The sequence below is a fragment of the Streptomyces sp. NPDC088733 genome, assembly GCF_044751185.1.
Classification (GTDB): Bacteria; Actinomycetota; Actinomycetes; order Streptomycetales; family Streptomycetaceae; genus Actinacidiphila.
In genome coordinates, this window is record NZ_JBIVLH010000028.1 from 71,605 (window position 1) to 83,710 (window position 12,106).

At 71.1% G+C, this 12,106-nt stretch carries 9 protein-coding genes; 6 read left to right on the top strand and 3 right to left on the bottom strand.

Annotated elements, in window-relative coordinates; all coding sequences use genetic code 11:
• Positions 1-5: 5 nt before the first annotated feature.
• The 6 genes from ACIP64_RS35105 to ACIP64_RS35130 are packed head-to-tail and all read left to right on the top strand — an operon-like array spanning position 6 to position 8,492.
• On the top strand, positions 6-1,115 hold the full coding sequence (locus tag ACIP64_RS35105) for a glycosyltransferase family 4 protein (protein WP_401595081.1): 1,110 nt from the start codon (positions 6-8) through the stop codon (positions 1,113-1,115).
• Positions 1,112-3,586 carry a DUF2206 domain-containing protein gene (locus ACIP64_RS35110; protein ID WP_401595084.1) on the top strand — a complete coding sequence of 825 codons (2,475 nt, stop codon included), beginning with the start codon at positions 1,112-1,114 and terminating at the stop codon, positions 3,584-3,586. The genes ACIP64_RS35105 and ACIP64_RS35110 overlap by 4 nt, the downstream gene beginning before the upstream one ends.
• Positions 3,583-4,722 carry a glycosyltransferase family 4 protein gene (locus ACIP64_RS35115; protein WP_401595093.1) on the top strand — a complete coding sequence of 380 codons (1,140 nt, stop codon included), beginning with the start codon at positions 3,583-3,585 and terminating at the stop codon, positions 4,720-4,722. Before ACIP64_RS35110 ends, ACIP64_RS35115 begins: the two co-directional genes overlap by 4 nt.
• Complete coding sequence (locus ACIP64_RS35120; protein WP_401595095.1) at positions 4,715-6,040, top strand: lipopolysaccharide biosynthesis protein; 1,326 nt, start codon at positions 4,715-4,717, stop codon at positions 6,038-6,040. Before ACIP64_RS35115 ends, ACIP64_RS35120 begins: the two co-directional genes overlap by 8 nt.
• The gene (locus ACIP64_RS35125; protein WP_401595098.1) at positions 6,037-7,326 is read left to right on the top strand and encodes a polysaccharide pyruvyl transferase family protein; all 1,290 of its coding nucleotides are present in this window, start codon (positions 6,037-6,039) and stop codon (positions 7,324-7,326) included. The genes ACIP64_RS35120 and ACIP64_RS35125 overlap by 4 nt, the downstream gene beginning before the upstream one ends.
• Positions 7,326-8,492: a glycosyltransferase family 4 protein gene (locus tag ACIP64_RS35130; protein WP_401595101.1), complete on the top strand. Its 1,167-nt coding sequence runs from the start codon at positions 7,326-7,328 to the stop codon at positions 8,490-8,492. Before ACIP64_RS35125 ends, ACIP64_RS35130 begins: the two co-directional genes overlap by 1 nt.
• A 22-nt stretch (positions 8,493-8,514) precedes the next feature.
• Here the strand turns inward: ACIP64_RS35130 and ACIP64_RS35135 are convergent, their stop codons facing one another.
• The 3 genes from ACIP64_RS35135 to ACIP64_RS35145 form a co-directional block, all read right to left on the bottom strand.
• Positions 8,515-9,729 (bottom strand): cellulase family glycosylhydrolase, encoded by a 1,215-nt coding sequence (locus ACIP64_RS35135; RefSeq protein ID WP_401595103.1) that lies wholly within the window; start codon positions 9,727-9,729, stop codon positions 8,515-8,517.
• A gap of 54 nt (positions 9,730-9,783) precedes the next feature.
• Positions 9,784-10,617 (bottom strand): glycosyltransferase family 2 protein, encoded by an 834-nt coding sequence (locus ACIP64_RS35140; protein ID WP_401595106.1) that lies wholly within the window; start codon positions 10,615-10,617, stop codon positions 9,784-9,786.
• A gap of 363 nt (positions 10,618-10,980) precedes the next feature.
• A complete protein-coding gene (locus tag ACIP64_RS35145) occupies positions 10,981-12,102 on the bottom strand; it encodes a GuaB3 family IMP dehydrogenase-related protein (protein WP_360902374.1) in 1,122 nt (373 codons plus the stop codon).
• Between the last annotated feature and the right edge of the window lie 4 nt (positions 12,103-12,106).

The window sequence follows — 12,106 nt, forward strand, 5'->3', positions numbered from 1 at the left end:
GCCTGATGCGACGCACCATTTTGCAGATCACCCCGTACTACCCACCCCACCTCGGCGGGCTCGAACGCGTGGTGGAGCACCTCGCCGTCCAGCTCGGGCAGCGGCACGACGTGCGGGTCATCACCACCGGCCTCGGTGCCGACGGCGGACCGCGCCGCTACGGCGCCGGCCGGGTGACCATACGGCGGCACCGCGCGGTCGAGGTCGCGCACACCGCGCTCGCACCGGGCCTGCCCGTCTCGCTGGCGGTGCGCGCGCCGCGCGACGCCGTGCTGCACGTGCACTGCGCGCACGCGTTGATGCCCGAACTCGTCGCCGTCATCGCCCGCTTGCGCGGACAGCGCTTCATCCTCCACTTCCACCTCGACGTCGAAGCCTCCGGGCGCCTGGGTGGGCTGCTGCCCGCCTACAAGAAGCACGTCTTCGGACGGTCGATGCGCGCCGCCGCCGGGGTGATCGTGCTGACCGAGGAGCAGGGCGCCTTCGTCCGCGAGGCGTACGGCGTCCGGGCGGACAGGGTGTTCGTCGTCCCCAACGGCGTGGGGGCCGGCTACTTCATGCCGGTGCGGGAGACGGCACAACGTCCCCTGCGGTTGCTGTACGTCGGCCGCCTGAGCTCGCAGAAGAACGTGGCGCGGCTGCTGGAGGCGACGGCCCTGCTGCGGGAGCCGGTGCAGCTGCGCATCGTCGGCGACGGCGAGTTGCGGGAGAAGCTGGAGGCGCACGCCGCCGAACTGGGGCTGCGCAACGTCGAGTTCTCGGGCAGGCTGCTCGGCGAGCAGCTGGTGCGGGCGTACGCGGACGCCGACGTCTTCGTGCTGCCCTCGGACCGGGAGGGCATGCCGCTGGTCGCCCTGGAGGCGATGGCCGCCGCCCTGCCGGTCGTCGCGACCGACGTCCCCGGCACCGCCGAACTGCTCAAGGGGGTCGGGCTGCTGGCCGCTCCCGAACCGGCGGCGCTGGCCGCCGCCATCGACTCGGTGGCCGCCGACCCCGGTCTGCGCCTGCGGCTCGCCCGGAGGAGTGCAGCGGCGGCCCCCGACTACTCCTGGGAGGCCGTGGCGGCCCGGGTCGAGCAGGTCTACGCCCATGTCTACCCCGAGCCCGGCGTATGACGGCCCATGGCACGGGAAGCAGCGCTCCGCGCGCAACCTCCCGCCCGTCGTGGGCCGTCGAAGCGGACGGCGCGGATCTGGAGACGGAGAAAGAGCCGGAACCGGAACCGGCCGCGAGCGACGCGGCGGCGGGCGATGCCCAGGCCGCCGGCCTGCGGCTCCCGGGCCTCGTCCGGGGGCGCCTCGGGGTGCTGCTCTCCATCGCGGTGGCCTGTGTTGTGGAGATGCTGCCCGGCGTGCCCGGGGTGCTGCTGACGGTGGCCGGCCTGTGGCTGCTGTTCGGGGCACCCGTCGCGGTGTGGCGCGGCGTCGCCTCCCGGGTCGTGTCCACCAGGGACGGCAGCCTCCTGCTCGCCGTCGGCATGGCGGTCGTCACGGATCTCGTGATCGCCCTCGCCGTGAACACGCTGCTGCCACTGGCCGGGGTGGAACGCCCGCTGACCAGGGTGTCCCTGGCCGGGGCCACGGCGCTCACGCTCATCGTGATCGGCGCGTTCGTACCGGAGGAGGAAAGGGCCGGCACGAGCAGGTCCTGGCTCCGCAACGGGCTGCCGCCGGGCGCAATCCCCGTGGGGGCGTTCGCCGGCGTCGCCCTGGTGCTGTCGGTCGCGGGGCCCATCAGGCTGAACAACGGCTACGGCGGGGCGGTCAGCACGGCCGCGATTCCGGCCGTCATCGCGCTGCTGGTCCTGCTCATGGTCCGCCGCCGGCGCTACCCGGTCACCGTTCTCGAGACCGGCCTGTTCCTCGGCGCGACCGCGCTGCTCATGCTGAACTCGTTGCGCGGCTGGTCCATCACCGGGCACGACATCCAGCGCGAGTACGAGTACTACCGGCTGACGCTCGGCGGATCGCTCTGGGACGTCTCCACGTACCCCGACGCCTACAACGCCTGCCTGAGCATCACGTTGCTGCCGGTGAGCGTGTTCCGGCTCACCGCGATCCCCGACGTCTACATCTTCAAGATCGTGCTGCCGGTGCTGTTCGCGCTCACCCCGGTGCTGGTCCACCGCTCCGTCCGCAACGTCGCACCGCATCTGGTGTCCCTGTTGTCGGCCGTCTTCTTCATGCTCTTCCCCACCTTCCTGTCCGACATGACCTTCCTCGGCCGCCAGGAGATCGCGTTCGTACTGCTCGGCTGCGGCATGGTCGTGCTCACCGACTCCGGGCGGCCCCTGCGCGTACGGCAGCTCGCCTTCGCGGTGCTGTTGGCCGGCATCACGCTCTCGCACTACTCGACGATCTACGTCGTGATCGTCGTCCTCGGGGTCGCCCTCGTCGCCGACGTGATCTGGCGCACGGTGGACCGCTTCACGTCCAGGCGCGGGCGCCGGCGCATACATCGGCCCGCAGCGGCCGCACCCTTCCTGACCTGGTGGATCGTGGTGGGCGCCGCGGTCATGGCACTGGTCTGGGCGGGCCCGGTCACGCACACGAGCGGGCAGTTGCGGAGCACGCTGAACGCGGTCGTGCAGGAGATCAGGAACCCGGGGCACGCGGGCGTTGGTTCGTCCGACACCTCGTACAGCCTCTTCGGAGGCGGGCCCTCGCTGACGGCCGAGCAGCGGCTGGCCGACTACCGCGAGGAGACCGTGCGGGAGACGACCGCCGACCGGGCGAAGGGGACGTATCTGCCCCTCGATACCGTGGACGCCTACGCGACCCCTGTCGTGCCCAAGCAGAACATGGCCCCCACCGCCGCGGGACGGGTGCTGGAGGGCATCGGCCTGAAGGCGACCACGGTCAACTCCCTGCTGCGCCAGTTCACCGCCGGCATGATGCAGCTCCTGCTGATCATCGGTCTCATCGTCATCGACGTCGGGCGACGCGGCGCCTTCCGCCCACAACGCGAGCAGACCACGCTGGCCATCGGCGCCATCGCCCTCCTCGGGGTCCTCACGGTCGTGCCCCAGCTCTCCGTCGACTACGGCGTGCTCCGCGCCTTCCAGCAGGGCCTGTTCTTCTTCGCGCCCTTCATCGCGGCGGGCATGCTCTCCGCCCTGCGCTGGGCCGGGCGCCGTCGGACCGTGACGGTGTACGCGCTGGTGGCGGCCCTCTTCCTGGACCTCACGGGCGTGGTGCCCAAGCTGCTGGGCGGCTATCCGCCGCAGTTGCAGCTCAGCAACGCCGGCCAGTACTACGACGTCTACTACCCGAGCGCAGAGGAGCGCATGGCCGCCTACTGGCTGTCTCAGCGCTTCGCGGCCGAGGGCAAACCGTCCCTGGTGCAGACGGACCGCTTCACCTTCAACCGGCAGCAGACCATCCTGACCGGACCCGTCGTGGGCGATGTCTTCCCGACGGAGCTGCGCACCGACTCCTACGTCCTGCTGGGCACGTCGACCGTGCGCACCGGACGCATGACGTTCTCCTACCGGGGCGACCTCGTCACCTTCCGCTACCCCACGCGCCTCCTCGACACGACGAAGAACGAGATCTACAGCAGCGAGGGGGCGAGGATCTACCGATGAGGGTCCTCCTGGTCAGCCACTACTACCCGCCGCACGTCGGCGGCATCGAGAACGTCGTCCGGATGGAGGCCGTGCACCTCGCCGCGCGCGGTGCCGACGTCACGGTGCTCACCAGCGGCGCGCGCAGCGCGGTCAGCCAGGAGGACGGCGTACGCGTCGTGCGGGTCGCGGCGTGGAACGGCGCGGAGCGGGCCGGCGTGCCCTTCCCCGTCCTGGCGCCCCGGCTGCTGACGGCCGCACTCCGCTGGGCCCGCCGGGCGGATGTGGTCCATGTGCACGACTGCCTGTACCTGACCTCGTGGGCGGCGGGGCTCGCCGGCATGCTCACCCGCACTCCGCACCTGGTCACCCAGCACGTCGCCCTGGTCGAGCACCCGTCCGCGCTGGTGCGCGGGGTTCAGCGGGCCGTGTACGCCGTCGCCGGACGCGGCCTGCTGCGGCGGGCCCGTACCGTGATCACCCTCAACGCCTCGGTCGCGGACTTCGTACTGCGCCACGGCGCCCCTCCCGCCCGGACCCGCCACCTCGCGAACGGCGTGGACACCGCCCTCTTCCGCCCGCCCGCCTCGGTCGAGGAGCGGGCACTGGCCCGCGAGCGCTTCGGGCTGCCCGACAACCGGCCGCTGGTGCTCTTCGTGGGGCGCCTGGTGCCGAAGAAGGGCTACGACCTGCTGCTGTCCGGCCACGACCCCTCCGCCGGCTACGACCTGGTGTTCGCCGGGGACGGCGACTCCGCCGTCCTGGCAGGCCCGCCGGGCGTGCACCACCTGGGCGGACTGCCCCCGCGGGAACTGGCCGAGGCATACCGGGCCTGCGACGTCTTCGCGCTGCCGTCGACCGCGGAGGGCTTCCCCCTCACCGTCCAGGAGGCCATGGCCTCCGGCCTGCCCGTCGTCACCACCGACGACCCCGGCTACGCGCCCTATCGTCTCGACCGGTCGCGCGTCACACTGCTGGACCGGGACGCCGAGGAGATCCGTTCCGCCTTGTCCGCACTCGCCGGGGACAAACAGCGGCGCGAGCGCATGGGCCTGTACTCGCGCGAGCTCGCGACGACGGCCTTCGCCTGGGAGGAGCACGTGAGCGCCCTGTCCGAGTGCTACCGCGAGGCGGTGGGAGCGACCACATATGGCTAGGAACGGCAAGCGCGCCCTGACGCAGGACCAGGTGTACCGCAACTCCTTCTTCCTGATGGCGTCCACGGCGACCACCGCCGGCCTGGGCTTCGTCTTCTGGGTGCTGGTGGCACGCTTCTACAGTCCCGAACAGGTCGGACTGGCCACCTCGCTCATATCGGCGACTTCGCTCATCTCGTACCTGAGCCTGTTCGGGCTCAACAGCACACTGATCCGCTTCCCGGCGCCCGCCGCGTCCCGCAACGGACAGCTGACCCAGTCGATCGTGCTGGTCAGCCTGGTCTCGTTCGTGGTCTCCGCCGTCTACCTGCTCGGGCTTCCGCTCTACGCGGAGAAGCTGACCTTCATCCGCGACCATGCGACGGCGGCCGCCGCGTTCGTGATCTTCTGCATCTGCGCGACGGTGAGCCAGCTGACCTTCTCGGTCTTCGTCAGCGCCCGCATGGCCCATCAGAACGCGCTGGTCTACGGACTGCTCCAGGGACTGGTCAAGCTGGCGCTGCCGGTCGCGCTCGTCGGCTACGGCTCGGTCGGCATTCTCGGTGCCAACGGCGTCGGCTACGTGGTGACGGCGCTGGTCTCCCTGCTCCTGATGTACCGCCGGCTGGGCTTCCGCTTCCATCTGCTCGCCCGGGGCACGCGCATGCGGGAGCAGTTCCGCTTCTCCCTGGCGAGCTACATCTCCAGCCTGCTCAACCTCGCACCGCTCCTGGTCCTCCCGATGATCGTCCTGCAGCAGCTGGGAGCTGCGGCAGCGGGCTACTACTTCATCGCCTTCCAGATCGCCAACCTGCTCAACTCCGTCTCCTTCTCGGTCGGCGAGGCCGTGTTCGCCGAGGTCTCCTACGACCCCTCGCGCTTCTCGGTACTGCTGCGCCGTGCCGCCGGCATCATCGCCGCGGTACAGATACCGTCGGTGGTCGTCGTCGCGCTGGGCAGCGGACTCATCCTGCGGATGTTCGGCGGCCCCTACGCGATCCGTGCGCAATCGCTCCTCGTCGTACTGGCCTGCGGAGCACTTGCCGTCGCACTGAACACATGGGCCAGTTTCGCCCTCAAGCTGGCCCGGAAGATGACGCCACTGGTCCTCAGCAATGTCGTCTACGCCGTGGTGACCATCGGTCTTGCCGCGATGTGGGCGCCGCGCGGACTGGTCTGGCTCGGCTGGGCCTGGGGTCTGGGCAACCTCGCCAGCGGCATCTACGCGGCGGTCGCCCTGCTCGGCCGGCGAACCGCCGTGCCACGATCGCCGGAACCGCCCCCCGGCAACGCCGTGAACGAACCCGAAATGAGCCCAGTCGAGGGGTACCACCGGTGAAGATCGTCGTCATCAACGCCTACGTAAGAGAGAACGCGGGGGACGCGGCGCTGCTGTCCGTCTGCCTGCGCCACGTCAAGGAAGCCTTCCCGGATGCCGCCCTGGCCATCGCGGGCATGGAGGACGCCGCCACCCACCGCTCGTTCGAAGGGGTGGACAACCTCGGATCGATCCGCCGCTATGTCGCCGACGGTGGGGTCCCCCGGTCACGGCGGCTGCTGCGCAAGCTCGTGGTGGCCCTGGTGGGCACGACGGCCCTGCTGCTGCCCCGAGCCCTCGCCAACGTGCTGCTGAAGCTGCTTCCCGCGGAGGCCCGCCGGGAGGCCGACGCCGTGTCGCGGGCGGACATGGTGGTGTCCATGGGCGGCGGGTACCTCCTCGCACGACCCGGACTCGACGGGTACCAGAACGTGTTCTTCGTTCTGCTTCCGGTGCTGCTGGCGCAGAAGTCGGGAGTGCCCGTCGTGTTCGCGCCCCAGTCCTTCGGCCCGTTCCCGGGCAAGCCGCAGCGCCGGCTGGTCGGCCGGGTACTGCGTCGCGCGGCCCTGGTCCTCGCGCGCGAGGACGTGAGCGTCGGCCTGCTCGAGGAGTGCGGTGTCCCCGCGCGGCAGGTGCGGCGCGCGGTCGACTCCGGCTTCGCGTTCGCCCCCGAGGTCACCTCGGACTGGCGGAGCAGGCTCGGGATCGGGACGCAGGAGCCGCTGGTCGGCCTCACCGCGCGCCGCTGGCTCGCCCCCGCCGCACAGGAGCGCTACGAGCGCGCACTCGCCGCCACGATCGACGCGCTCCAGGCGGACGGGGCCCGTGTGGTGCTCATTCCGCAGGTGACCACGGACTACCTGGGCGACGACGACCGCATCGTCGAACGGCGGACAGCGGACTACTGCCGGACCTCTCCGCTGCGGATCGAGGAGCGCGTCGACTACCGCGACCTCAAGGGGCTGTACAGCGAGTGCTCCCTGCTCATCGGCACCCGCTTCCACTCGGTGATCTTCTCGCTCACCAGCGGCGTCCCGTGCGTGGCGATCGAGTACGAGCACAAGACCCGGGGCATCATGGCCGACCTCGGCCTCGGGGAGTGGGTCCTTCCGATCGCCGAGGTCACGCACGCGGACCTGTGGGCGCTGGTCTCCAAACTGCGCGCGAATCCCGAGGAGTACCGTATGGCGCTCCAGCAGCGGCTGCCTGCGTACATCGCTCAGGCGGAGGAGTTCCCCGCACTGCTCCGCGCCGCAGCGGGCGCGAACGAGCGCGAGCGGTCCGAGCGGGCCGAGAAGGTCGCGTGATGGCAGGCACGGACCCGTTCCGGGACCGCGGCCGGGGGACCCGCACGGTGGCGGTGGTCGCCCCCTACTACCCGCCCAAGGTGGGCGGCGTGGAGAACTACGCCGCCCGGATCGCCCGCGCCGTCGCCGAGACCCCCGGGCTGCGGCCCGTCGTCATCACCACGCGGCTGTCGGGGCTCCGCACCACGGTGGACACCGAGGAGGGGGTGCAGGTCGTCCGGCTCGGCGCCTGGCTGCGGCTGTCCAACACGCCGCTCAGCCCCCTGTGGCCGCTGCAACTGCGCCGCTGGCTGCGGCGGACCGGCGCCGAGGTGGTCAACGCCCATGCGCCCGTCCCCGGCCTGGCCGACCTGGCGGTCGCCTTCTCCGGGAAGCGGCCCGCCGTCCTGACCTACCACGCGGGCTCGATGCACAAGGGCGAGCCCGGCAGCGGCGCGGCGGACCGGCTCATCGGCATGTACGAACGGCGCGTGCTGCCGCGGGTGTTCCGGCGGGCCCGGGCGCTCGTGGCGGTCTCGCCGGTCTCGCTGGCCGCCGGGCACCCGCACGCGGTCGAGATCAGCCCCGGCGTCGACATCGAGCGGTTCACCCCCGGCCGGCCGGCCTCCGAGCGCCCCCGCACCATCGTCTACGTCGGGCGCATGGACCGCTCGTCGGCCTGGAAGGGCGTCGACGTCCTGGTGACGGCCTTCGCCGAGCTGGCGGCCGAGGTGCCCGGCGTACGGCTGCGCCTGGTGGGCGGCGGTGACGCCGTGCAGGACCACCTGCGGCTCGCGGCGGAACTCGGCGTCGCGGAACGGGTGGAGGCGGCCGGGGAGCTCACCGGGGACGCCCTGGTCGAGGCGGTGCGGACGGCCGCCCTCGCGGTGCTGCCGTCGCGCACCGAGGCCGAGTCCTTCGGCATGGTGCTGGTCGAGGCGATGGCCTGCGGCACCCCGGTGGTGGGCTCCGCCGTGGGCGGCATCCCGCACGTCGTGACGGACGGCGAGACCGGGCTCCTGGTCCCGCCGGGGGACCCCGCTGCGCTGGCCGCCGCCTGCCGCAAGGTGCTGACCGACGGCGTGCTCGCCGACCGGCTGGGCGTAAGGGGCCGGCAGGAAGCCGAACGGCGCTTCGCCTGGAGCGGCCTGATGGAGCGCTACATCAGGCTGTTCCAGGCCTTGTAGCCCCGGCCGGACCGCCGGACGCTCAGCCCTTCTTCGCCTCGTAGGCGGCTATCGCCGCCTTGAACGCGTCGAAGGACGGCTTCTTCGATCCGTCGTAACGGCGCATCCCGTAGTAGAGGGCCCGGTCCTTCTTGTCCCCGGCGATCGCCCCGTCCTGGTCGGTGTACCAGAACATCGCGTCCACGTGCGGGTTCGCCACCGCCGCCGGGATCGTGTCCGTGGCGATCTCGGCCTGGCGGGCCTCGGTCACATGCGTCGTGCCGGGGGGACTCACCTTGCCGTCCGACGCCGCACCGGGTCCGCTGGTCGGTGCTCCCGTCTCGGTCAGCCAGATGGGGACATCAGGGGTGCCGTACTGGGCGAGGATCCCCACCAGGTTGTCGCGGAAGCCGCTGATCCGCTCGAAGGCCGTTCCCCTGCCAGGTGTGGCGCTGGGCAGGGTGGGATAGTTGAACGGGTGGTAACCGACGGCGTCCACGTACTTGTTGCCACCCAGCTTGCAGACAGCGGCCAAGAAGTCCGTCTGCGACATCCGGTGGGACTCGGCCTCGGTGTCGGCCACCGCCAGACCCCCCATGACCACGTACGCCTTGGAGTCCGCCGCACGCAGCGCCTGGCTCGTGGCCCGGAGCAGTGCCGTGTAGGCCTTCGGGTCGGGGGCCGGCCGCCAGAAGCCGATGTTCTCCTCGTTCCACACCTCCCAGGTGTGGATCCCCATCGCGGAGTACCGCTCGGCGGCCAGCTTGGCGAAGTCGGCGAAGATCTCGGGGTCGGCGGGTGCGCAGCTCTGGCCGGACGTACAGCCCGCCGCACGCGCCCACTTCGGGGTGTAGGCGAGCACAGGGAGCACCTTGAGACCGCGGGCCTCGGCGGCCTTGGCCACCCGGTCGAAGCGGTGCCACGAGTAGGTGTAGGGCGAGTCCGGCTGGATGTTGTTCCACGACAGGTCCATCCGGACCCAGGTGACGCCGACCGCGACCGCGTCGTCCAGACCCCGCGCGAGGTCCGCGTCCGACTTCCACGTCAGGGTGTCGCCGTACGAGATGCCCATCTTCACCTCGCGCACGCCGCCGGCCTCCGCCCCGGAAGGCGACGACGACGGCTTGCCGGTGACGGGCGGCGAGGCCGCAGGGCTTTTCGACGGCATGGACGCGGCGACGACGGTCGCGACCGCGGACACCACGAACGCCACAAGGGCGACGAGCAGGCGCTGCCGTCGACTGGGATCCTTCACCATGCGCACAGCGTAGGCCAACCATTCATCAGGTCCTCCCGCCCCGGGACGCGCCCGTCAGGCGGTGTAGTGCTCGCTCGGCACTCGTTCCCACTCCGCGTCGCTCACCTGGGACGACTGCGCCGGCCGCTGCGCGGTCATCAACGGCGTCGGTTCGGGCCGCGTGGAACGGTCGTACCACTGGGCCCGGGTGGCGGTGCGCAGCGCGTTGTCCCGGAGCCGGTGGCGGAACAGCTGCGACAGGTTGGCCACGCCGTCGGACAGCGCGTTGAGCTTCACCTGGCCACCGCGGGGCCGGTACTCGATGGGCACCTCCATACAGCGGAAGCCCTCCCGCACGGCGGCGTTCTTGATCTCCTGCGAGAAGCCCATACCGTCGGAAGTGACCTTGAGGGTCTCCCAGATGTAGCGGCGGAACACCCACATGCCGCTCTGGGAGTCATGTATCCCGCTCTTGAACAGCACGCGGCTGAGGAGGCTGAGGGCGTGGTTCGCGACGGTGTGGGAGGGCTTCATCGCCGCACGGTTCTCCCGGCCGAGCCGGTTGGTGTTGAGGAACTCGACCTGGTGCTCGTCGACGATCCTCAGCAGCCGGGGCAGGTCGTCGAAGGGGTAGGTGCAGTCGGCGTCACCGGTGGCGATCACGTCGCCGTACGCCGCGGCGATCCCGGCCTTGTAGGCGTTGCCGTAGCCGCGCAACGGCTGGTGGACGACCCGGGCTCCGTAGGACGCGGCTATCTCGGCGGTGCCGTCCGTGGAACCGTTGTCCGCTATGACCACCTCGACGCCCCAGCCCTCCGCGGCGAGTTCCTCGAGCGGGATCGTCCCGAAGACGTGCGGCAGGTTCTCGGCCTCGTTCAAGGCGGGAATGACGATGGACAGAGTGGACACGGCAGGCTCCCCCAGCTGGCAGTGTGCGCAGAGGCCAAGTCAAGACCCGGCTTCCGTGCTCTCCCACCCCCAGCCGGACCGTCCGATAGCACCAGACACTGTAGACGACGGTCAGCACAGCAGAATCACGGATACGCGATCGTAACCGAAAATCACATGTTCACCAACGGCTCTTAATCTTCCGGTTGTCGCCACTCCCCCCGTAAGTTCATTGCGAGCACCGGTATATGACGGTCCATCGGCGATGAATCCGCCGGCGGTTCGGCCGAACACCCCCTGCTCCGTGCGGCATCCGCCGCCCGCGAACGCACCAGGGGCCCGCACCGCCGGCGGCGGTGCGGGCCCCTGAGGGGTGAACAGGCGTCAGCGGTGGTGCGTCGGCGAGACCGTGACCTCGACCCGCTGGAACTCCTTGAGCTCCGAGTAGCCCGTGGTGGCCATCGCCCGGCGCAGCGCGCCGAAGAAGTTCATCGAGCCGTCCGGCGCGTGCGAGGGGCCGAGCAGGATCTGCTCGGTGGTGCCGGCGGTGCCGAGGTTCATCCGCTTGCCGCGCGGCAGCTCCTCGTGGGTGGCCTCCATGCCCCAGTGGAAGCCGCGGCCGGGGGCGTCCGTGGCGCGCGCGAGCGGGGAGCCCATCATCACCGAGTCGGCGCCGCAGGCGATCGCCTTCGGCAGGTCGCCGCTGGAGCCGAAGCCGCCGTCCGCGATGACGTGCACGTAGCGTCCGCCGGACTCGTCCATGTAGTCCCGGCGGGCCGCCGCGACGTCCGCCACGGCGGTGGCCATCGGCACCTGGATGCCGAGCACGCTGCGCGTGGTGTGGGCGGCGCCGCCGCCGAACCCGACCAGGACGCCCGCGGCGCCGGTACGCATCAGGTGGAGCGCGGCGGTGTAGGTGGCGCAGCCGCCGACGATCACCGGGACGTCGAGCTCGTAGATGAACTGCTTGAGGTTGAGCGGCTCGTGCGAGCCGGAGACGTGCTCGGCGGAGACCGTCGTGCCGCGGATCACGAAGATGTCGACGCCTGCGTCGACGACGGCCTTGGAGAACTGCGCGGTGCGCTGCGGGGAGAGCGCGGCGGCGGTGACCACGCCGGCGTCGCGCACCTCCTTGATGCGCTGCCCGATCAGCTCCTCCTTGATCGGCGCCGCGTAGAGCTCCTGCATGCGCCGCGTCACGGAGGCGTCGTCCAGCTCGGCGATCTCGGCGAGCAGCGGCTCCGGGTCCTCGTAGCGGGTCCACAGGCCCTCGAGGTTGAGGACGCCGAGGCCGCCGAGGTTGCCGATGCGGATCGCGGTCTCCGGGGAGACCACCGAGTCCATCGGCGCCGCCAGGAACGGCAGCTCGAAGCGGTAGGCGTCGATCTGCCACGCGATCGAGACCTCCTTCGGGTCCCGCGTACGGCGGCTCGGGACGACGGCGATGTCGTCGAATGCGTACGCCCTGCGGCCGCGCTTGCCCCGCCCGATCTCGATCTCAGTCACTGTC